Source organism: Kurthia sibirica (genome assembly GCF_003143975.1).
Lineage (GTDB): Bacteria > Bacillota > Bacilli > Bacillales_A > Planococcaceae > Kurthia > Kurthia sibirica.
Map to the genome: position 1 here is coordinate 61,215 of NZ_QFVR01000006.1, position 23,976 is coordinate 85,190.

The 23,976-nt window shown below is 35.6% G+C and carries 17 protein-coding genes; 15 read left to right on the forward strand and 2 right to left on the reverse strand.

The window, feature by feature from the left end:
• Positions 1 to 41 precede the first annotated feature (41 nt).
• The 5 genes from DEX24_RS06275 to fliT all read left to right on the forward strand — a co-directional run bounded on the left by DEX24_RS06275 (position 42) and on the right by fliT (position 3,991).
• Entirely contained in the window at positions 42 to 1,208 is a 1,167-nt protein-coding gene (locus DEX24_RS06275; protein WP_109305563.1) for a 6-hydroxymethylpterin diphosphokinase MptE-like protein, read from the forward strand.
• 71 nt (positions 1,209 to 1,279) lie between these two features.
• A complete protein-coding gene (locus DEX24_RS06280) occupies positions 1,280 to 1,651 on the forward strand; it encodes a flagellar protein FlaG (RefSeq protein WP_109305564.1) in 372 nt (123 codons plus the stop codon).
• A 21-nt stretch (positions 1,652 to 1,672) separates the two neighbouring features.
• Complete coding sequence (fliD, locus tag DEX24_RS06285; RefSeq protein WP_109305565.1) at positions 1,673 to 3,199, forward strand: flagellar filament capping protein FliD; 1,527 nt, start codon at positions 1,673 to 1,675, stop codon at positions 3,197 to 3,199.
• Positions 3,200 to 3,227: 28 nt separating this feature from the next.
• On the forward strand, positions 3,228 to 3,626 hold the full coding sequence (fliS, locus tag DEX24_RS06290; protein WP_109305566.1) for a flagellar export chaperone FliS: 399 nt from the start codon (positions 3,228 to 3,230) through the stop codon (positions 3,624 to 3,626).
• Complete coding sequence (fliT, locus tag DEX24_RS06295; RefSeq protein WP_109305567.1) at positions 3,626 to 3,991, forward strand: flagellar protein FliT; 366 nt, start codon at positions 3,626 to 3,628, stop codon at positions 3,989 to 3,991. Before fliS ends, fliT begins: the two co-directional genes overlap by 1 nt.
• 91 nt (positions 3,992 to 4,082) lie before the next feature.
• Here fliT and fliB read toward each other — a convergent pair whose 3' ends face one another.
• Positions 4,083 to 5,270 (reverse strand): flagellin lysine-N-methylase, encoded by a 1,188-nt coding sequence (fliB, locus tag DEX24_RS06300; protein ID WP_109305568.1) that lies wholly within the window; start codon positions 5,268 to 5,270, stop codon positions 4,083 to 4,085.
• A 172-nt stretch (positions 5,271 to 5,442) separates the two neighbouring features.
• Between fliB and DEX24_RS06305 the strand changes: the two genes are divergently transcribed.
• The 6 genes from DEX24_RS06305 (at position 5,443) to DEX24_RS06330 (ending at position 16,364) form a co-directional block, all read left to right on the forward strand.
• Positions 5,443 to 10,224 carry a hypothetical protein gene (locus DEX24_RS06305; RefSeq protein ID WP_109305569.1) on the forward strand — a complete coding sequence of 1,594 codons (4,782 nt, stop codon included), beginning with the start codon at positions 5,443 to 5,445 and terminating at the stop codon, positions 10,222 to 10,224.
• 218 nt (positions 10,225 to 10,442) lie between these two features.
• Complete coding sequence (locus DEX24_RS06310) at positions 10,443 to 10,811, forward strand: PilZ domain-containing protein (RefSeq protein ID WP_170112873.1); 369 nt, start codon at positions 10,443 to 10,445, stop codon at positions 10,809 to 10,811.
• A 196-nt stretch (positions 10,812 to 11,007) separates the two neighbouring features.
• Positions 11,008 to 11,565 carry a ribosome hibernation-promoting factor, HPF/YfiA family gene (gene hpf, locus DEX24_RS06315; protein ID WP_109305571.1) on the forward strand — a complete coding sequence of 186 codons (558 nt, stop codon included), beginning with the start codon at positions 11,008 to 11,010 and terminating at the stop codon, positions 11,563 to 11,565.
• A 361-nt stretch (positions 11,566 to 11,926) separates the two neighbouring features.
• Positions 11,927 to 14,440: a preprotein translocase subunit SecA gene (gene secA / locus DEX24_RS06320; protein WP_109305572.1), complete on the forward strand. Its 2,514-nt coding sequence runs from the start codon at positions 11,927 to 11,929 to the stop codon at positions 14,438 to 14,440.
• 82 nt (positions 14,441 to 14,522) lie between these two features.
• Positions 14,523 to 15,621, forward strand: a protein-coding gene (prfB, locus tag DEX24_RS06325) for a peptide chain release factor 2 (protein WP_109305641.1) whose coding sequence is annotated in 2 segments (ribosomal slippage) — positions 14,523 to 14,594 and positions 14,596 to 15,621 — 1,098 coding nt in all. Because the reading frame shifts where the segments join, the coding sequence is not laid out codon by codon here.
• A 365-nt stretch (positions 15,622 to 15,986) separates the two neighbouring features.
• Complete coding sequence (locus tag DEX24_RS06330; protein WP_109305573.1) at positions 15,987 to 16,364, forward strand: YhjD family protein; 378 nt, start codon at positions 15,987 to 15,989, stop codon at positions 16,362 to 16,364.
• Here the strand turns inward: DEX24_RS06330 and DEX24_RS06335 are convergent.
• Positions 16,318 to 16,884: a competence protein ComK gene (locus tag DEX24_RS06335; RefSeq protein ID WP_109305574.1), complete on the reverse strand. Its 567-nt coding sequence runs from the start codon at positions 16,882 to 16,884 to the stop codon at positions 16,318 to 16,320. The genes DEX24_RS06330 and DEX24_RS06335 overlap by 47 nt on opposite strands.
• A 389-nt stretch (positions 16,885 to 17,273) precedes the next feature.
• On the opposite strand from DEX24_RS06335, the gene DEX24_RS06340 reads away from it, so the two are divergent.
• The 4 genes from DEX24_RS06340 to DEX24_RS06355 all read left to right on the forward strand — a co-directional run bounded on the left by DEX24_RS06340 (position 17,274) and on the right by DEX24_RS06355 (position 23,734).
• Positions 17,274 to 17,522 carry an IDEAL domain-containing protein gene (locus tag DEX24_RS06340; protein WP_109305575.1) on the forward strand — a complete coding sequence of 83 codons (249 nt, stop codon included), beginning with the start codon at positions 17,274 to 17,276 and terminating at the stop codon, positions 17,520 to 17,522.
• A 141-nt stretch (positions 17,523 to 17,663) separates the two neighbouring features.
• Positions 17,664 to 19,646, forward strand: a complete 1,983-nt coding sequence (uvrB, locus tag DEX24_RS06345; protein WP_109305576.1) for an excinuclease ABC subunit UvrB — start codon at positions 17,664 to 17,666, stop codon at positions 19,644 to 19,646.
• 7 nt (positions 19,647 to 19,653) lie between these two features.
• Complete coding sequence (gene uvrA, locus DEX24_RS06350) at positions 19,654 to 22,521, forward strand: excinuclease ABC subunit UvrA (RefSeq protein WP_109305577.1); 2,868 nt, start codon at positions 19,654 to 19,656, stop codon at positions 22,519 to 22,521.
• Between the two features lie 64 nt (positions 22,522 to 22,585).
• On the forward strand, positions 22,586 to 23,734 hold the full coding sequence (locus tag DEX24_RS06355; RefSeq protein ID WP_109305578.1) for a DUF4097 family beta strand repeat-containing protein: 1,149 nt from the start codon (positions 22,586 to 22,588) through the stop codon (positions 23,732 to 23,734).
• Positions 23,735 to 23,976 lie beyond the last annotated feature (242 nt).

Genomic DNA, 23,976 nt, shown 5'->3' on the forward strand with positions numbered 1-23,976 from the left:
TATATCTACACTAAGGTCTTTAAGATAGAGGGGGTGTAAAAATGAAATGGACGAAAGAAGTTGCTAAAAACGGGGAGTATACTTTGAAACTAAATGATAAGTATATATATAGTAAATATAATCCTAAAAAAGATGTGGAAATATTCATGTCAAAAGAAGTAGACTTATCAAAAAATAAATTTATTATGTTTGGCGTGGGTTTAGGGTATCATATTGAATATTTATTGAATGAAATCGAACAGGTAGAAATTCAATATATTTTAATTGATGAACAGGAATTGAATGATGTAGTGAATCAAGAAATAGTTCATAGGGATAATGTCAAATTATTTCATAATGATAATTACTTTAGTAAAGATGCCCAATTTATTATTCCACAACCGTTTATTAGTGCTATTGAACACACCCACCCCTTGTACGAATTCATTGAAGATATTAAAATTCGTCAAGTATCATATGAACGTTTTAAAGGACAGATGGTAGCAAATTTTAATGAAAATATAAAATTATACAAACCGCTAGTAAATGAGCATCGAGAACATAAAAAGGCGGCTTTAATTTCTTCAGGCCCTTCAGCAACTGACACCGTCAAGTGGTTGAAAAAGCATGAAGATGAGTTTGATATTTACTGTGTTGGTTCGGCTTTGCCGATCGCACTAGCCAATCAAATTAATGTAAAGGCCGTTTTTATTAGCGATGCACAAGCAGAAATTCAAAGACAAATTACATATGACTATACAGGGTTGTTAATTTTTTTATCAACGGCAAATTATGGAGCGGTTTTAAAACATCAAGGTGACAAGCAAATTATTTTTCAAAGAGGTTTTGATTTAGCGGAGAATTTTGCAGAAAAAAATGGAGCGTATTTATATGAAACAGGTGGTTCTGTTGCAACCACTGCTTTTTCATATATAGAAAAATTACAATATGCAGAACTCTATTTATTTGGGCAGGATTTAAGTTTTTCAATGGATGAAACACATGCTAAAACATCCACATCTGGAAAATCGGTACAAGATATTCGGAATTTAGTGGAAGTAGTTGCTAATGATGGTTCTATAGTGAAGTCGACACCAAATTTAGTAGCTTATAAGAGATGGTTTGACGTGGCATGTAAAAATACAACAATGACTGTATTTAACACAGCATATAAAGGTGCACAAATAAATCATGTGATTTTCTTGGATGTTTTAATGGAAGCTAATTAACAGTGAAAGCTATATATTTTTTTAAATACTCCGATATAACTATAAAGTATGGAAGAGTAAGGAGGAATAGTATGAAAATTTCACCTGTAGATTATACCGACATTATAAAACCGACAGAATCGTCACCGAAAAAAGTGTCACTTAAAGAGCAACCTCAACAAGTCCTAGGTCAAGTGAATGAGGCTATTTCGGAGATGACCGATGAACGAGGGGAACCAACAACCCAAGCTTATCAAATTGCTGTAAATAAGCTGAATGAATTTATGGATTACAATCAAAAAAATTCGAAATTTATTTTTCATAATGAATTAGAACGCTACTACGTTGAAATAGTAGATGCGACGACGCAAGAAGTTATTAAAGAAATCCCACCAAAAGAGCTGTTGGATGCATATTATAAAATGCAAAAACTAGTTGGGAAAATGTTTGATACAAAAGCGTAAATAGATGGAGGAGGAGTTTTAATGGCAGCAGTAAATAATAATTCAAATGCAACATCCAATTTAGCATACTCTTATTTACAATCAAAAAATAAAATAAGTGGTTTAGTTTCCGGTATGGATATTGAATCAATTATGGAAAAATTGATGAAGGCTGAAAGTGCACAAATGGAAAAACTTCAGCAGCAAAAAGATAAGTTTGAGTGGAAGCGAGATGCATATAGAGAAGTAAATACATCGTTATCATCTTTTGAGAAAAAAATGTTTGATGATTTTGGCCTCGCAAAAAATTGGAATGTTCGCAGTGTATCTAATACAGGTGCTGGAAGTGTCAATGCAACAGCCTCGACAACTGCAACAGGTAATCTAACAATTACTGAAGCAACAAAAGCCAATGCTGCACAAGCTGTTTCTACAGAAAGTCGTTCATATACAGCTAAGAGTACAGTGGCAGATTTAGGTTTATCTTTAACAGACGGCAAGGGATCCTTATCACTAGGCTCTGTTGGAGCAGATGGTAAATTATCGAATATAGCAACAATTGAATATTCTGAAACAGATACACTACAAAGCTTTGCTAATAAAATCAATAGTTCAAAAGCGGGTGTTACGGCACTAGTAGTTGATGGCAAGTTTTCAATTACAGCGAACAATACAGGACGCGCTTCAGATTCAGCTTCTGATCTTGCAGTGACTGGTGACAATAACGGTATGTTTAGTGCACTTGGTTTTGGTACAGCTGGCTCTGCAGACTTCGCTTTGGCATCAAATGGTTTAAATGCAACTGCTAAAGTAAATGGTATTGAATTAACGAGTAGCACAAATAAGTTTTCTGTAGCAGGTTATTCTATAGAGCTAACAAATAATATTGCTGCAGGCTCATCCATTACTATTTCTTCAGAAACAGATAAAACAGCTGTAGTTGATAAAGCTAAAGCTTTTGTCGATAGCTATAATGAATTGGTTAAATCATTAAATAGCAAAACAAGCGAAAAGAAAAATATTGATTTTAAACCGTTAACAGCGGCTCAAAAAGCAGAAATGAATGCGGATGAAATTGTCAAATGGGAAGAAAAAGCAAAAGCAGGATTACTAAAAAGTGATTCAGTACTACGTGGCGTTGTTTCCGATTTACGCGCATCCATTTACTCAACAGATAAAGATAAGGCAACATTGGCGAAGATTGGTATTACAACAACCGCTTCCTACACAGATGGTGGTCAACTAAAAATCGATGAAAAAAAATTATTAGAAGCACTTGAAAAAGATCCTGACATTTTATCGAAAGTTTTTACCGGTGATAATGGTGTTGTTTCTTCTATGCGTGATACGGCTAAAGCTGCTGTTGCAACAATCGAAAAAACGGCTGGTAAAGAGTCTATGGATGTTAGTTCATTTTCTTTAGGGAAAAATATTACGACTGTAAATACGAAGATAGAAGAATGGAAAACGCGTTTAAAGGGTATAGAAGACCGTTATTGGAAACAATTCTCTGCAATGGAAAATGCCATTCAAAAAGCAAATAGTCAATCATCTATTTTTTCTCAATAAATAGTTAAATTTAAAGGAGTTGTTTGGATTGTCAGTACAAAATGCATTTAATGCATACAAACAAAACAGTGTTACTACCGCGTCCCCTGCTGAACTGACATTAATGCTTTACAACGGATGTATTAAATTCATCCATCAAGCAAAAAAAGCAATAGCAGTTAATAATATAGAAGCTAGAAATACAGCAATTCAAAAGTCGCAAGCAATTATTTCAGAATTAATGTCTACCTTGAATATGGATATTGCCATTTCACAAGAAATGATGAAGTTATATGAATATATGAACTATCAATTATCACAAGCTAACATGAAAAATTCAACAGTCCTATTAGATGAAGTGGAGGCACTGGTTATTGAATTTCGAGATGCTTGGAAGGAAATTATTCAAATTAATCGCAAAAAACAATATACAGGAGATTCAGTTTAATGGATTTAATCCAACAACTTCTTCTATTATCTGAAAAATTGTATAGTACATTAGAAAAGTTAGCAGAAGATCATGATAATCAAAGAGAAGAACAAATTGAGCTAGTCAATAAACTTTTAGATGCACGAGGGCAAACCATTGATCAACTTTTGGTTTTATCGAATCACCCATTAAAAGACCATCAACATGAAAATCGATTACAGCAATTGAATACAGAAATTATTAATCGATTACACAGTTGGAAATCAGAAGTTGTTATTGATATGAAGCAACTACAAGTATCAATGAAATCAGAAGAACGCTATGTGAATCCTTATAGTGCTCTTCAAAATCGAGATGGCACATATTTTGACGGCAGAAAATAAAAAACTGTCTTTAAGTCTGGTAATACAGAACTTAAAGGCAGTTTTTTTCATTTAAATGATGGTAATGGTCATTCATAGGATGTTTTGGCAGTTATAGTTTGATAACATTAATTGCTTGGCTAATGATCTCATATTCATTTTTTGAGAGAATTTCTTTTCCGACTTCTACATAGGTTGAATTATGAGTAAAGTTTTTAATAAATGATTGGAAAATAACAATTATTTCCTCTTCAGATAATGGCTTAGTCGCACAATTACCGAGAATCAATAATCGAAGTAATGTAAACTGAATGGTCATCTCTGAATAAAAATCCTGCAAATGCTCATTTGTATTTTCAACATATTTTGTAAAAGTTAAATTCACAAGAAAGTTTTCAAAAGCAATTGCAATCATCTCATTTTTATAGTTTGAATTAAATATATGATTAATTATTTCACCATCTGTACTTTTACTGTCATCAATATATAGGTTTTTTTTCATATTTTGTACACTAGTTACATAACGTTCGGATAAAATTTTATCCATATTAAAAAAATGTGAAACGAGAGTATTTTGCATTGTATAGTTCGCTGGAATAGCATCAAAGATTGTTTCACTACCCGCTAATTGTAGGTTCTTCAAATAATTTTCAGCTAGAAGTGGTGCTTGTTCAAAGCGTTGTTGCACAGGTAATTCGTATAATTTTCGAATATATAAGCCAATATACATAAGTCTTGTCTCGATGGTTATGTTTCTTGACTGGAGTGCGGTAATCATGAAGCTACGGTTCGTCCAAAAGTAATCAGCTTTTTGATTTGAATGATTTATTTTTCCGAGTATTGGTAAAAGAGCCGGTGCTTCATCTTGAATAAATTCGAGACCATTTTGATCGAGTAAAATGAGTCTTGCTACTTCAGGACATGACAAATCCAATGTTTTTTCAACGATTGTATTTATTTCTTTTAAATCTCTTGGGTAAACAGAGCAAGTCGTACAGAGCGCTTCGGGACCACTATTTGTTTGGATAGAGCATAAACCCTCGGTATCTAGTAATCCACAGACGCCTTCGTCATTTACATGAAACAGACCATAGTCTTCGTCATTAGTTGATTTTCGATTGCGCTTAAGATTTTTTTGTAAGAGCGGTTTTAATATAGTATTTGTTGTTTTTTTATAGTTTTGATAGCTCTTTTTATCGATGCTGATTTTCCATCCTGCACAGCATGTATCTTCACAAGCACCACCAATGCATTGGAAATTATCGTATTGTTTAATTTTTAATTCAGGTCGTAGTTGCATGAATTTTCACCTCACTGCTACTATCGGCATATTTGCATGTATTAAAAGGTGGGTGATGAAAATATATTACAATTTTTACAACGCTTGAATAAGCCTAAAGGGCTGTAGCTTTATGACGATATAACCAATATATAGATAAATTGGTTAGATAAATTTAAAGGAGGTCTTTTTCATGAAACGACAGCTAGCAGCGTTGGGCTTAGCGTCTATTTTAACAGTACCTACATGGATTGCGGCGGCCCATCCTCTTGAGGCAAGCGCGAAAAAAGTATCGGTATCAAAAAAAGCGAAGGCGGTTACTGCTTCAATTAAAGCATTGAATTCGAAAGATGCTCAGTATATAAAGAAAACGGGAACGACAAAAAAAGCCTATGATCGTTTATCAAAAAAAGAGAAAAAAACAATTAAAAACAGTAAGACATTAGCAAAGCATGTAAAAGCTGTGAAAACCTTAGTGTCGAAGGTCGAACGCTTGAAAAAAGATGTATCAGCGTTATCGGCTAATAACTATAAAACGAAAATTGCCCATGTATCTTCTTCATACAAATTGTTGAGCAAGGCAGCCGCAGCAACTGTACCGAAATCTACCGTCAGTAAAATGACGTATTATGACTCATTAAACAAGACGAATAAGAGTATGGTCAAACTCGTAAAATCAAGTGCATCCACTGGACTTGTTGCGGTAGTTGATGTATTAAATGTGGCAAATAATGCGTCTATTTTAGAGTTTTTGACAGCTTATGAAAAATTATCACCAAATCAAAAGTTGTTATTTGGTGGTTCTAAAGAAGCAGTCGACTACTTACTTACTATTAAGCCATTGGTTAAAACTGCGGCTAACTTTGACGCAAAGTATGAAAAATTGGATCCAACAGCGTCTTCTTATTTGAAGAATAGCTATGAGCTATTAAATCAATATAAAGCAGTAGCAGAGATCAGTGAAAAGATTGCGTATAAGGATCAAAATGTTGAGAAAACAGTGGATAAAAAAGTAGCTCAATTTACAAAAAATGCAGTGAAAATTAGTGCATTAGAAAATTTATTACAAGATGAAATTGGTTTGAAAACTCGTTTTGAAGATGCGACAAATGCTCTACCTGGTATAACGACTCAATTTGAAAATGTTGAAAAAGCAGTTACAGCGTATAAAGCAGCTAACTTAACGACGTATAACGGTAAAAAATTAAAAGGCAAGGCAATCGATATTGCTGATAAAAAAATTATTGCAGAATATAAAAAATATGAAAATATTCCAACCGTCGTAACAACGATGAACGGTATGGAAGACTATGCTACTGGACTAAACTTATCGACAGAACGTAAAAAGATGTTAGAAGACGCGGGTTTTGCACCAGATGAAATCGCTTCTATTGCTAGGCAAGGGCATATTCCACTACCAAAAAATATTAATGCGCTAGACGAGGCGATTAAAAATTATATGAAGCTTGCTGGCGAACAACGTACAATTGTTGATGCAAAAATACCTGCTAAAAAAGATTATATTAATGATGCAGTAGCGATTAAAGCAGGAATTAGCCTCAATAAAAAATATGAAGATGCTTTAAAGAAAAACGATTTAGGAGAGGTTTTAAAACAGTTTGAAGCTTATAAAAAAGCAGCTAAAAATGATGAGCGTCTACTACGCTATGTTGCAGATGCCAACGATTTGGCAGTAGCACCTACGACGTATGCAGAGGCAAAATCAAAAGTTGCAAAGTTTGAAGCACTCATCAATGGCACGAAAACAATGGGGGATATTCATGCCAATTTAGCAGCCTATAAATCCATCATTAAAGATAAACCCAGCGGTTTGTCAATGATTGATCAAACAGTATTGAAATCATATAATACGATGCTAGGTGTATTGGAAATCGAAAAATTGATGCCAAAAGTACTTGCATCAAGTAACTATACAAAAGCTAAATTAATAGTTATTCAAGATATTATTAAATTGTACAAAAAGTTAGACGCACCAAGTAAAGTGATTGTAGATAACATGTATCCAGGTGTTAGTGATTTCGTCTTGCATGAAAAAGAGATTAAAGAGGCAATGGCGGTTAATCAGAAATATTCCGAATTGAAGCCTTCTAAAAAGACATATATGAAAGATGCACAAACTGTGTATTTTATGTATATCGATGCGAATGAAACAGTACAACAATATATTTTAAATACGGATAAAATAATTAAATTAGCGGAAGTAATCAAAAGTTCAAAAGGAATTGTTGATGGCTTTGCCAGTCGTGTCTATAGTGTCTATCAGGAAGTTTACTCGAATACACCAATTGACGAACGAACGGTCAGTGAGATAAAAAGTGTCATTAATACCTACGAACTATCCATTAAACCTTATCCGAAAAATAGCTCTTTATTGGAGCCAGAAACATTAAAAAATTACAAAAAATTAACGCCGATTGTGGATGTATATAATGCTATATTTATGTTGAAATCACCTATTTCAACGGAAATCGAGCGCGATAATATTCTCGCTGCAATCAAGGCATATAATAAGTTGGATGCTTTTGGAAAATACGTCATTAAAAATGAAAGTAAATTACAAGTGAAGTTGCCGATCCTAGGTGATGAAACTCAAATTAATGAAGCAAAGAAAATTGATGCGGCCTATAAAGCCTTAAAAGTCGGCGAGAAAAATTATGAATTTAAGCTGTACAATGTTTTTAAAATATATGACCAAGCAACGACTGATATTAAAAAATATGTAGTCAATAAAAAAGTACTTGAAGAATCAAATATACGCTACGGAGATAGTGTAAATGCGGCTTTAGCTTTTGAGTTGGCAGTGAATGCTATCAATCGTAGAAGTGCGATTAAAGATGTCCATATATTGAAAAATAAATATACAGATTTAAAAATAAAAAAACCTGTAGCACTGCAATTTATTCCTGCAGAAACGATGAAAAAATACAATTCATATTTAGAGTTAATCTTCTTACAAAATGTTGCACAACTCGTGTACGATCAACGTCTTATTAATGGGATTTGGGTGAAGTATGATGCGTGGTTCTTTTCATATAGCCAAACGCAGGATCATCGAAATGACGTCATCAATATGCGCAAAGCATTGTTACTATTTAAAAATTTCAATGAAATTCAAATGTCAATTTTAAATAACACACCGAGTTATACATCTTATAAGGGAATGATGGAAGATTCGAAAGGTGAAAACATACCGATTTATAATGCGGATGGATCCATCTCAAGTTATAAACCAGAAATGGGCTTTTCAGATGTGTTCTTGCCGGATGAAGTTATTTACAACCCGTCACAATGGCTGACATATCAACAAGTTCAAAATGTCTTAGATGCGATGGCAATCGAAGATATGTTTAGTAAGTTAAAACCGAATAGCCAAAGCTATGGGCGAGATGCGATGGCAGTAGTGGATCTCTTTAATTCAAAAGGCATACCCGTTCAAATGTATACATTAATACGTCAAGAATTAGCAGCGGTGGAACGGATTTATAAAGAACCACGTGCGTTAGCGGATGCTTTTGAAGCAGCAATCAAAGCATATTCTCCTGACAGCGATAAAATTGCTGGTATGGCCGGTTTTAAAGAGAAGTATAAAAAACTAGATGCAATTGCTTTGACGATGGTCGATAAAAAATTACTGAAAAATTATAGTGACTATATCGCAGCGGATGCCGCTAATACATTATTCCAAACGATTACAACGACTAAATCAATGAAGAATAATAGTGATATTCTTGCATTTAACGCAGCCTATAGTAAATTAACTAGCGATGGCAAGAAAATTATTGCTGCAGAAAATAATGCGACAAAACAGTTATTGAACACAATAATCGCTGATAATCAAGTTGTAAAAGCAGCAAATACTGTCGATAAAAAATATGAAGCAATCGATCAGAAAAAAGATGATTTTGAAGCCGAAGTAGCGAAGCTATATAAGGAATATGATAAGTTATCAGACTATACAAAAATGGCATACACTGTATATGATCAGGCTTTCAAAGATTTCATTGCAAAATATGGTCTTGGAGGTAGCTTTGGTAATAAGTCGGATAATCCGAAGTTGACTGCTGATGAATTCACTCGTTTAGTGGAAGCACTTCATTCGTCTTCTCCGTTGACAGATGTAACAGCTGTCTATGAGTTATATAAATTTATTGCTGTGCCACAAATGTATGCAAATTCAACGAAAAAAGTAGTAGCATTAAACTTCGTAGAGAAAAATATACTAACAAAGTATATGCACTATGATAATTTAGCGCGAATGAATGAAAAATTACAACCAATCAAGTTACCAAAAACAAAATTCACATTACAAGAAAAAGATGCTATTGTTGAAGCGATTGCTCTCTATAAAAAATTGGCACGTGATCCGAGATATATTGCGGATAATGAAATAACATTTGGCGATTTAATAAACCCTGATTCTGAAAAGGATTTACGTTATTTATTTACTGCAGAAGCAGATATTAAAGTAGCGGAAGCAGCCGATGCAAAATTCGCTAAAATCAAAAAAGGGGATAAAGCATTCGCCAAAAATATGATTGATGCGATGAAATCCTATGAATTATTGACACCGTTCCAACTGAAATTCTTTACGCAAACAACAAGCTATAATATGTACAAAAAAGACTATGGTATTGCCCCTGCTATTATTGGCAAGGTGGATACAATACCAGAAGCGATTAGAGCAATTGTGAACTTTGAAAAACTTGTCGGAGAAACGGAAAATAATCATGATGATATTATACAAAGTCCTCCTGGCTCAGCATCTCCAGATTATCAAGGGATGATAGATGCCATTATTAAAATGGATGAATATTATAAATTTATTGACCGTGAGTTTACGATTGAAGGTGAAAAGTTGAAGTTAATTGCTTTAGTAAATGCTAAAAATATTACAAGTTACAAATTTTTCATGGCTTATTATAAAGTACAAGATTATTTAAATAATATAAAATAATGTAATCAGCAAAGCATCAGCCCTCGATTGTTGTAAGGGTTGATGCTTTTTATATTTCCTAGTGTTGGAGAAAGAGTACGCGATTTAGTATGCATGTTAAAAATAGAGAGTCATCTATTTTACACGTTTAAATGGTAGTTTATTTCATTTTGATGGTGCAAAAGGTGTCTTTTTGATATAATGAGGAAGAAATAGAGTTTATACAGGGGGCGGCAAAATTGGATTATAAACGTGCAGAATCATTTCGTCACATACTTTTAGAGGAAGTTGATGTCGAATTTACGTGTATGATTGAACAGGTGGCCATTACGACTACTTGTAAAATTGTCGATATTAGCCCAAGTGGTATTAGCTTTTTCACATTAAAAGAAATACCAGAAAGCAGTATGTTAGATAAAATGGATTTTTCATTTGTTCTTTATAAAAAAACAATTCAGTCTGAAGGTGTCATCCGTTGGAAAAAGTATTTTGCTGAAGGACTACGTTATGGTGTTGAATTGGAACAATCAGAAAGACTGGAGACACTTATTATTGAAGAACTGAAATTGCGCAGAAAACAAGAAGTGCTAAACAACAAGAAAAAATAATTCATACGATATAGATTACACAAAAACATCTCCAAATTCTTTGGAGATGTTTTTGTTATACTGTCGCATATACGATACTCATTTCTTCATTTTTAAAAAAAATAATAAAATTTCGGATTTTTTTAATCGTTTAAAAAAGGATTTTGAGGGGAATTGTAGAATATATAAGTTATAGGCTTATGAAGGAGGAGTTAATATGCTAACATTTAATATTCGTGGTGAAAACATTGAGGTAACTCCAGCGATAAGAGAATATGCTGAAAGTAAGTTAGAAAAAATTGAAAAATACTTTAATGAAGACATTCATGCTACAGCAAACATCAACTTGAAGGTCTACAATGATCGTCGTACAAAAGTTGAAGTAACAATTCCTATGAAAAATTTGACGCTTCGTGCGGAAGATCGCAATGATGACATGTATGCAGCAATTGATCAAATCGTCAATAAGCTAGAACGTCAAATTCGTAAACATAAAACGAAAGTAAACCGTAAGTTCCGAAATCGCGAAGGAATTGGCACATACTTTGCAAATAGCCAACTTGAACCCGATAAGGTAGCGGCAGATTCTGAGGATGATTTAGAAATCGTTCGCACGAAGCAGTTTAGCTTAAAACCTATGGATGATGAAGAAGCTGTTTTACAAATGAACTTATTAGGTCATGATTTCTTCATCTATACAGATGCCGAGACGAGTGAAACACATATTGTTTACAAACGTCGAGATGGAAAATACGGCTTAATTGAGACAAATTAATTAAAAAATGAATAAACATAAATAGTAATTGTCTAAAGCATCTTCGAATGAGTGGATATTCCTCGCTTATCGAAGATGTTTTTGTTATGTTAGGTGTCAAAATAGAATGACTTTATGGCAATATTACAAGAAATATATGTTTTATCATAATTTTTTTAACGATTAGTGATATAATCATAAAGTCATTAATTTGGTGGAAAAAAAGGGTATTTATAAGACCAAATTACACAAAATCACTACTATAAAATGCGATTTAACGTTATTTCAATAGAACAATAGTAAATTACTACATCGTTCATTTGCACTGTGTTTATTAATAATGATAAAATGAAATATAAGACTATTTAGGATGTGAAATTAGATGCTTGGCATATTTAATAAAGTATTTGATCCAAATAAACGTGAAATTAAAAATTTAGAAAAAATAGCTGATTCAGTAGAATCATACCTTGATGAAATGGCTGCCCTTTCAGATGAGCAGTTAAAAGCAAAATCAGACGAATTTAGAAATCGTTTAGAAAACGGTGAAACGACTGATGACATTGAAGCTGAAGCATTTGCAGTTATTCGTGAAGCAGCTAAGCGTGTACTTGGTATGTTCCCTTACCATGTACAATTAATGGGTGGCGCGGCGCTCCATAGCGGTAATATTGCAGAGATGAAAACAGGTGAAGGTAAAACGTTAACAGGTACTTTACCGGTTTATTTAAATGCGCTAACAGGCAAAGGTGTCCATGTTGTAACAGTCAATGAATATTTATCCGAACGGGATGCAGAAATTAACCGCCCGCTTTATGAATTTTTAGATTTAACAGTTGGGTTAAATTTAAATCATATGTCAAAAGATGAAAAACGCGCAGCTTATGCTTGTGATATTACGTACAGCACAAATAATGAACTAGGTTTCGATTATCTCCGTGATAATATGGTGTTATACAAAGAAGAACAAGTTCAACGTCCATTACATTTTGCTGTAATCGATGAAGTCGATTCCATTTTAATTGATGAAGCACGTACGCCATTAATCATCTCTGGACAAGCAAACCAATCAGCTGCTCTTTATAAGCAGTCCAATGCGTTCGTTCGTCTTTTAAAACAAGATGAAGATTATAACTACGATGTTGAATCAAAAGGTGTTACATTAACGGAGCAAGGTATTGAAAAAGCAGAGCGTGCTTTCAATATCGATAACTTATTTGACCTGACTCATGTCGGCTTAAACCATGCCATCAATCAATCATTAAAAGCGCATGCTTCTATGCACTTGGATGTTGATTATGTCGTGCAAGAAGGCGAGATTATGATCGTTGATGGCTTCACAGGACGTATTATGAATGGTCGTCGTTATTCTGAAGGTCTTCACCAAGCGATTGAAGCAAAAGAAGGCGTTGAGATTCAAAATGAGTCGATGACAATGGCAACAATTACATTCCAAAATTACTTCCGTATGTATAAAAAATTATCAGGTATGACAGGTACAGCTAAAACGGAAGAAGAAGAATTCCGCAATATCTACAATATGGATGTTGTCACAATTCCAACGAACCGTCCAATCGCTCGTGTCGATCATGCAGATTTGATTTATGCTTCGATGCAAGGTAAATTCAATGCCGTAGCAAAAGATATTGCAGAACGTCATACGAATGGTCAACCGGTATTAATCGGTACTGTGGCAATTGAAACGTCTGAATTATTATCTTCACTATTGACGAAACTTAAAATTCCACATAATATATTAAATGCTAAAAACCATGAGCGTGAAGCAGAAATTATTGCGGAAGCTGGTTATAAAGGCTCTGTAACGATCGCTACAAATATGGCGGGTCGTGGTACAGATATTAAATTAGGTGAGGGCGTTGTAGAGCTTGGCGGTCTTGCTGTTCTTGGTACGGAACGTCATGAATCTCGTCGTATCGATAATCAATTACGTGGTCGTGCGGGTCGTCAAGGTGACCCAGGCGCTACACAATTCTATCTATCGTTGGAAGATGACTTGATGAAACGTTTCGGTTCAGATGGTATGAAAGCAATGATGACTAGATTAGGTATGGATGATACGCAACCAATTCAATCTAAAATGGTTTCTAAAGCAGTTGAATCAGCTCAAAAACGTGTGGAAGGTAATAACTTTGATGCACGTAAACGCTTATTACAATATGATGATGTGTTACGTCAACAACGTGAAATTATTTATAAAGAGCGCCTAGAAGTTCTAGAAACAGACAATATGCGCGGTTTAGTGGAAGCGATGATTGACGAAGAAATTACAACGGCAGTTGCAACCTATACGACGAACGAAACTGCTCACGAATGGAATCTTCATGGCTTAGAAGCCTATATTGGCAGCACACTTCTACCAGAAGGTGAAGTATCTGTTGTGGATTTAGAGCATAAGAGCCCAGAAGTAATCATTGACATGCTACGCGAAAAAGTGCGTCTTGCATACGATGCAAAAGAAGAAGAGATGACGGAAGAGCGCATGCGTGAATTCGAAAAAGTAATCTTACTTCGTGCCATCGATTCAAAATGGATCGATCATATCGATGCGATGGACCAATTACGTCAAGGGATTCATTTACGTGCCTATGCACAAATTGATCCATTACGTGAATATGAACAAGAGGGCTTCCGCATGTTTGAAACAATGGTTGCGGCAATCCGTTCAGATGTTGCACGCTTCGCAATGAAAGCAGAAATTCGTTCGAATCTTGAACGGGAAGAAGTAGCGAAGGGGCAAGCAGTTACACCAAGTGATGATGAGCCAAAAGCGAAGAAAAAACGTCCGATTCGCAAAGAAAAAGAAATTGGTCGCAATGATTTATGTCCGTGTGGCAGCGGTAAAAAATATAAAAACTGCCATGGTGCGACTGAATAATAAACAATGTGAGAGGTGACCAAAGTCTTTCTTTGGTCACCTCTCTTTTTAAACGCAACAATTAACTGGAGGAATTACAATGATCGAACTATCAGACGTGCGCAACGCACTCGATAAAACTGCTACAACTATTACTGACTTTAGGGGGTCTCTTTGACTTAGAAAACAAAGAAGCTCGCATTCAAGAAATGGATGAAATGATGCTTGATCCGAAATTTTGGAATGATCAAAATGCTGCACAAGTAATCATTGGTGAATCAAAAGCATTAAAAGATGTTGTCAATGAATTCTATGGTCTTGTAGATGAACAAGAAAATTTAGAAATGACATTGGAATTATTGAAGGAAGAACCAGATGAAGAACTGCAACAGGAACTCACTGAAGAACTTGCAGCATTCCGTAAGTCTGTATCAGACTTTGAACTGCAATTGTTATTAAGCGAGCCATACGACGCTAATAACGCTATTTTAGAGTTACATCCTGGTGCTGGTGGTACTGAATCTCAAGATTGGGGCCAAATGCTACACCGTATGTATACACGTTGGTCAGAAAAACATGGCTTCAAAGTAGAGTTACTGGATTATTTACCTGGCGAAGAAGCCGGTATTAAATCTGTAACGCTCGCAATTCGTGGTCATAATGCTTACGGTTATCTAAAAGCTGAAAAAGGTGTCCACCGTCTTGTACGTATTTCACCGTTCGACTCAGCTGGTCGTCGCCATACTTCTTTTGTCTCTTGCGATGTTATTCCTGAATTTACAGATGAAATTGAAATCGATATCCGCACGGAAGATTTACGCGTGGATACGTATCGTGCAACTGGTGCTGGTGGTCAGCATATTAACACAACTGACTCTGCTGTTCGCCTGACACATATTCCGACTGGTGTCATTGTAGCGTGCCAAGCAGAACGTTCTCAAATCAAAAATAAAGCGAAGGCTATGAGCATGTTACAAGCCAAACTTTATCAGTTAAAAGTAGAGGAACAACAGGCCGAAGTAAATGAAATTCGTGGTGAGCAAAAGGAAATTGGTTGGAGTAGCCAAATCCGCTCATATGTTTTCCACCCTTATTCAATGGTTAAAGATCACCGTACAAATGCTGAAACTGGTAATGTTCAAGCAGTTATGGATGGCGATTTAGACCAATTCATCAATGCCTACCTACGATCAAAACTATAATAAAAAGCAACCTCACAATCTCTTTTAGAGATAGGAAGGTTGCTTTTTTGTTGGTTCTACGTCAACTAGTGGGATACTGTGATTTAGATTTTTCACATCACGCCACTTTTTCTATTTGATCGTTTCGGACGAATGCTTTTCGGCAGGCGTCCTCGTCTTTTATAATAGCGGATTGTTAAACGTTCAAAGCGCTATAGATGCTTTATTTTTTGAATCCGATAATCCTGCAATTTACTGCCATAAACGATGAGGTGAATGCCATTTTAAAGCCATGCAAATTTGCATGGCTTTAATGGTTGCTTATGACGCGTGTTTCATGTATTATAATAAATAAGAACAAACGTTCTGTATCTAGGGGGTGGAAAATGACTTTACCATCTACGCAGGATTTAGATATATTGGAGTCAGAAATCTATTTGCCGATGTTATTAATAATTTTTGAGCGTGATAATCACGCGATTGAAGTCAGTCAAGTCAAGTTTAAAAGGCCCTATTTGTTATTGATTAAAGCAGCTATGAATATGGTGAAATTAGAGTTAATTGCTACGCATAAATATATGGAAAATAATAATTTACAGGTTATCCGTGGTAGGCGGGATGAGTTGTTTACTGAGTTCATTTTTCTTGTACAAGGCAAGGAAGACACGCGGAAATATTCAAATATAAGATTACGTAATCATGTGGAAGAACTACTGGTTAATTATTATTCGAAGGTAGTTCTATTATCTGGTGCTCAGCAATGATGGAATTACTTGTCAATTTTTGCGGTGATGAAATACGATCTAGCTGCTTAAAATAACGATTAATAATGGTGGAGCGAGCCATCTGTGTTTGGATGCTAGCAGTGGATATATTCGTGATGAATGAGCGGTTATTATAGAGTGTGATGGAGCAATCTACAGATGAAGAAGGGTGGAACCATTGGACAGCATTATAAGAAATCCAAATGGCGGACTCCTTTGATGCTGATAGGGTTGGGAATAAGACAAAAGGATGAGATGTTGTACCTAAACAAATGGGCAGTTTATTGGTGGCTTGTGTTATTGTTCTAGAAAAAGCACGCGCTTCGTTTAGCGATGTTCCAAAAGTGGCACAACATTTATTTACTACGCGGCGAGCAGAGGCGAAAACTAAGTATTCGGTTCTTCTTTCGATGACAAGAGTGTGCTTTTTTTCGTTTAGTGCCTTAGGTTTTAATATTTGAATCTCTTCATTAAATTGAAAATCTTTGAGACTAATTATTGGTAAGTGATTTTTTTTCATGTTTTTCCCTATTTTGACTGCTTATACCGCCAGTATATTCATGTATACAATCAAAAAAAGTTTCCTCCCTTACTTATTATAGGTACAAGAAAAATATACATGCGTATTTCTCTTGTTAAATCTGTCAATCATGTTGTGGTAGTGAGCAATTAACAGAAGCTAAGAAGCCTATAGTATTGAATTGGGAAATAATGTATTAGGTGAAGTATAAAAGAAATAATTAGTATTAGCAACAAAATACAATAAAACACGCTGTCTTTGGTAAACACTGTATTTTATTAGAATAGATTATCTTGAAAAAATAGAAAAATCAAAAAAATAAGTAATTTCAGTTGCAATTCACTAGAAACATTGCATATAATAGCAAAAAGGTATTTGAGGTGATGAAGATGGAATATCGTTATTCACAGCAGAATTCTCCAAACAATGAACATCCACTTAATCAAGGATTGCAAGGTCAAGAATTATTAAATGATATTTATATGGATATGTTTTTGAAACATATTCATGCAGAACAACAAATATCATTATTATTACAAGCAATTGATGAAGCGCTCGATGCGCGAGATGAGACAGAGTTTATGAAACATACCTATGATTTATTGAAATTACAGTCATCTTTAGAAGAAATTGATTAATAGCATAGTATAAATTTGAAAGATGAGGTCATATTTTTGACCTCATCTATTTTTGTTTTTATTACAAAAATAAAACGTACGTTCGTAATTGGTAGAAGGGTATGTTAAAATTAGTAGTAGTAAAAGATAGGAGGCGACAACATGAAAGAGGAATTTAATTTACAAGCACCATATGAGCCGGGTGGCGATCAACCGCAAGCTATCAAAGAGTTAATAGCGGGGGTCAAGGCAGGTAAAAAACATCAAACATTACTAGGTGCGACAGGTACGGGTAAGACTTTTACCATTTCTAATGTTATTCAAGAAGTGAAAAAACCAACGCTTGTTATCGCGCATAACAAAACATTAGCTGGTCAGTTATATAGTGAATTTAAAGAGTTTTTCCCGGATAATGCTGTGGAATATTTCGTTAGTTATTATGACTATTTCCAGCCGGAAGCGTATGTGCCATCAACTGATACATTTATCGAAAAAGATTCAAGTATCAATGATGAAATAGATAAATTACGTCACTCTGCTACATCATCATTATTCGAAAGAGATGATGTTATTATTATCGCCTCAGTATCCTGTATATATGGTTTAGGTAATCCAGAAGAGTATCGCGAGCTTGTATTATCTTTAAGACCCGGTATGGAAATTGAACGCAATCAACTATTGAGAAAATTAGTAGATATTCAATATGAGCGCAATGATATCAATTTTATCCGGGGTACTTTTCGCGTGCGTGGGGATGTAGTAGAAATATTCCCGGCGTCTAAAGATGAGCGCTGTATTCGCGTTGAATTCTTTGGTGATGAAGTAGAGCGTATACGTGAAGTAGATGCCTTAACTGGAGAAATTATTGGAGAGCGTGAACATGTAGCGATCTATCCAGCGTCCCACTTCGTTACACGTGATGAAAAAATGCAAAAAGCGATCGTCAATATAGAAGAAGAACTACAAGTTCGTTTGAAAGAATTACGTGACAATGACAAACTTTTAGAAGCACAGCGGTTAGAACAACGAACAAATTATGATTTAGAAATGATGCGTGAAATGGGCTTTACCTCGGGTATTGAAAATTATTCTCGTCATTTAACATTGCGAGAATCTGGAGCGACACCTTATACTTTACTCGACTATTTACCAAAAGATTTTCTGCTCGTAGTCGATGAAAGTCATGTATCGTTGCCGCAAATTCGTGGTATGTATAATGGGGATCAAGCCCGTAAAAATGTTCTTGTAGAACATGGCTTCCGCCTACCATCAGCGCTGGATAATAGGCCGTTGCGTTTTGAAGAATTTGAGGAGCATATTCATAACGCAATCTATGTATCTGCGACGCCAGGACCATATGAAATAGAACATACGCCTGTCATGGTCGAACAAATTATTCGTCCAACAGGTTTAATAGATCCAGTCATTGAAGTGCGACCAATCGAAGGACAAATTGATGATTTAATCGATGAAATCAATAAACGGGTTGCTGTAAATGAGCGCGTACTGATTACGACATTAACGAAGAAAATGTCCGAAGATTTAACAGATTATTTGAAGGATATGGGCATTAAAGTCAATTATTTGCATTCTGAAATCAAAACATTGGAACGCATTGAGATTATTCGTGAGCTGCGTGTTGGCACATATGATGTTTTGGTAGGGATCAACTTATTAAGAGAAGGACTTGATTTACCAGAAGTTTCGTTGGTGACCATTTTAGATGCAGATAAAGAAGGTTTCTTACGCTCGGAGCGAGCGCTTGTACAGACAATTGGTCGTGCAGCTCGTAACGCTAATGGTCGCGTAATTATGTATGCAGATAAAATGACAGATTCGATGACAAAAGCGATAGAAGAAACAGAACGTCGTCGTCAAATACAGCTTGCTTACAACGAGGAGCATGGCGTTACGCCAACGACAATTCATAAAGAAATTCGCGATTTAATACGTGCGACTTCAGTAGCGGAAGAAGAAGAGTCATATATTGCGAAAATTACGCAAGGTAAGAAATTGACGAAGAGTGAAAAAGCAGCATTGATTGAATCGATGGAAATAGATATGAGAGAGGCAGCGAAGGCACTTGATTTCGAACGTGCAGCCGAACTTCGTGATACCTTGTTAGAACTGAAAGCGGAAGGATGAGACGATTTTGAAGAATACAGAAATAATCGTGCAAGGGGCACGAGCTAATAATTTAAAAAATATAGATGTGAAAATACCGCGAGATCAACTTGTTGTCATGACCGGTTTGTCTGGTTCTGGTAAATCTTCTCTTGCTTTTGATACAATTTATGCAGAAGGGCAACGTCGCTATGTGGAATCGTTATCTGCATATGCACGTCAATTTTTAGGGCAAATGGACAAACCAGATGTTGATTTAATTGAAGGATTATCACCAGCTATTTCGATTGATCAAAAAACAACGAGTAAAAATCCACGTTCGACAGTGGCAACTGTGACCGAGATTTATGATTATTTGCGCTTGTTATATGCACGTGTCGGCAAACCCATTTGTCCAACTCATGGCATTGAAATCGCTTCGCAAACAGTGGAGCAGATGGTTGATCGTTTGAAAAAATATCCAGAACGTACGAAGATGCAGCTTTTAGCGCCAATTGTGTCCGGACGTAAAGGTACACATGTAAAAGTGTTGGAGGATTTAAAAAAACAGGGCTATGTTCGTGTACGTATAAACGGGGATATTGTTGATTTAGACGATGCAATTGAGCTCGATAAAAATAAGAAACACAATATAGAAGCAGTAATTGATCGCGTTGTGTTAAAAGAAGGTATAGAAGCGAGATTAAGCGATTCTTTAGAAGCGGCGTTACGTTTAGCTGATGGGCGTGTGATGGTTGATGTGATGGGTGTTGAAGAACTATTATTTAGTGAGAATTTTGCGTGTCCAATTTGTGGTTTTTCCATTGATGAATTAGAACCACGTATGTTTTCTTTCAACAGCCCCTTTGGTGCTTGTACAGCGTGTGATGGTTTAGGAACAAAATTAGAAGTTGATGTATCACTTGTTATTCCAGATGAGAGCCTTTCCTTAAATGAAGGTGTAATTGTTCCATGGATTCCGACAAGTTCACAGTACTATCCAACATTATTAGCAGCTGTGTGCCAACATTTTAAAATCGATATGGACAAACCTTGGAATAAATTAACACAAAAACAACGTGATATTATTTTACAAGGTGTACCGGGTTCTGAAGTCGATTTTACGTACACGAATGATTTTGGTAAAACACGTTCTCAAAAGGTTGAGTTTGAAGGGGTACTAAAAAATATCGAGCGTCGCTTTAAAGACACTTCATCGGATTATATTCGTGAGCAGATGGAGAAATATATGGCGCAATCTGCATGTCCATCTTGTGATGGTTTCCGTTTAAAACCTGAAACATTGGCTGTGAAAGTGGATGGCAAACATATTGGTGAGATTGCTCAGTATTCGATTAAAACAGGCTATGAATTTTTTGACACGCTTCAGTTGTCAGATAAAGATATGAAGATTGCTAAGCTTGTTTTACGTGAAATATTAGAACGACTAAGCTTCTTAAATAATGTAGGCCTCGATTATTTAACATTGAATCGTGCATCGGGTTCGCTGTCAGGTGGAGAAGCACAGCGCATTCGATTGGCGACGCAAATTGGTTCACGTTTAACGGGTGTGCTGTATATTTTAGATGAACCATCAATCGGATTGCACCAACGTGATAATGATCGTTTGATTACAACATTACAAAGTATGCGCGATTTAGGGAATACACTAATTGTTGTTGAGCATGATGAAGATACGATGCTCGCGGCGGATTATTTAATTGATGTAGGCCCTGGAGCTGGTGTGCATGGCGGTGAAATAATTGCTGCGGGGACACCGGAGGAAGTAATGGCTAATGAGAAATCGTTAACCGGTCAATATTTGAGTGGGAAAAAATACATCTCATTACCAACGAAGCGTAGAAAGCCAGATGGTCGTAAATTGGCTATTAAAAAAGCCACAGAGAATAATTTGAAAAATATTTCTGTTGATATTCCTCTAGGTGTTTTTACAGCGGTAACGGGCGTATCAGGGTCGGGTAAGAGTACATTAATTAATGAAGTGCTTTACAAAACATTGGCACAGCAAATTAATCGGGCGAAAGCGAAACCAGGCGCAGTGAAAAGTATTGAAGGAATTGAACAGCTTGAGAAAATCATCGAGATCGATCAATCGCCGATTGGCCGTACGCCACGTTCTAATCCAGCAACATATACTGGCGTTTTTGATGATGTACGTGATGTTTATGCGACAACAAATGAAGCAAAGGTACGCGGTTATAAAAAAGGTCGATTTAGTTTTAATGTCAAAGGTGGACGGTGTGAAGCATGTCGTGGTGACGGCATTATAAAAATCGAAATGCATTTCTTGCCAGATGTGTATGTACCATGTGAAGTATGTCATGGTAAACGTTATAATCGCGAAACACTAGAAGTGAAATATAAAGACCGCTCTATTTCCGATGTGTTAGAAATGACAGTGGAAGACGGTTTAGCATTCTTTACAAATATTCCAAAGATTGCACGTAAACTACAAACGATTGTCGATGTTGGTTTAGGGTATGTAAAACTAGGGCAACCAGCAACAACATTATCTGGAGGTGAAGCACAACGCGTAAAACTAGCTTCGGAACTTCATAAACGTTCAAATGGTAAATCAATTTATATTTTAGATGAACCTACGACTGGTTTACATGTTGATGATATTGCCCGTTTATTAAAAGTATTGCAACGCCTTGTTGACAATGGCGATACAGTATTGGTTATTGAACATAATTTAGATGTTGTGAAAACCGTCGATTATATTATTGATATCGGACCAGAAGGTGGCGACAAAGGTGGCGAAATTGTGGCGAAAGGTACACCAGAAATGGTTGCTAAAAATGAGAAATCATATACAGGACGCTATCTGAAGCCTATTTTAGACAGAGATCGAGCACGTATGGCTGCTGATGTAAAATTAGCAAGTCAAAAATAATATGAAACTTTCCATGCAGTTAAAACGTATTTATAAGTAACAAAGCAAAAGGAGGATCATTCACATGCAAAATGAACGTAGCAGAATACTCAAATTAGTAGAGAACGGTACGATTAGTGCAGAAGAAGCGATTGTTTTACTGGAGAAATTAGAAAGAGGTCCAGATAAGGTCGAAAGTAATAACAACGAGAATGATCAGCAACAAGAACAACAGCAATCACATGATAACGAATCGGAAAGCTTCGAAGAAGAGAAAAAACACTCGAAGGAAGAAGAATTTGTTGAAGATTTAAAGCGTGATTTTGGTCAATTTAGTAACCGTCTAATGGACTTTTTAGGTACGGCGGTAAATAAGGTAAAAGATATGGACTTTTCTTCTATGACTTCAGGTGGTGAAAAAATTGAGTGGACGGATCATTTAGGTGAGGAAACTGTGCGTAGTATTAGTGCAGATATTCCAAATGGTCAGTTGACGGTTCGTGATTCGATAGATGGTTCGACGACAATCGAAGTATCGGCAGCATCGATGATTGGTTTTTCAACATCAAACTTCACTGAAGAAGATTTGAAAAAACAATTTAGAGCATTTAATGATAATGGTACATTACGTATCGTCAGCACCTCAAAAACGGTGAAAATCGATGTAAAACTATTTTTACCAAAGGGTGACTATAAAGATTTGAAGGCCGGTCTTTTCAACGGTAACTTTTCTGTACAAAGTTTAAATATTGGTCGCATACGCGTACAAACTAAAAATGGTAACATCGATATGAGTGATGTCAATTTTGATACGGCAGAGGTAGAATCATCAAATGGTAGCATCGAGATTCGTGAAGTAGCCGGTAAGGAATTAGAAGCAGAAACAATGAATGGTCGTGTTTATGTGGATGGTGCTTTACGTTCAATTGAAGCTAAATCGATGAACGGTCACATTATTTTAACAACGCGTTCGCAGGAAGCAGAACGCATTAAGGCGCATACGACTGCTGGTTCAATCGAATTGTATATTCCAAATACAATATCGTTGTCCGGTGAGGTTGTATCCTCATTTGGTAAAATGGATGTTGATTTAAAAGATGTCGAATTATTGCATGAAACGGATAAAATGTTTAATAAATCATTACGTTTCAATAAAACAATTGCAGATGCACAACGCCTAAATATTGATGGTGAAACGACGACAGGTTCTGTTATCATTCGCTACACACTATAAAAGCATAAAAAACATACGATGCAGTCTTACGGCTGCATCGTATGTTTTTTATTTGTTATAAATTGGGTATGGTAATAAAAGGACTTTATATGACTATGAAATGAAGGTAAATACATATCAAAGTAGTGGAATTTAGGATTTTTAATAAGTGATTAGCATGCTTTCTTTCCATTTTTTATCTTTTAACTAGATATAAAGATAGATATTGTTGGCAAAATCATATAGTATTGAAGTGAAATATT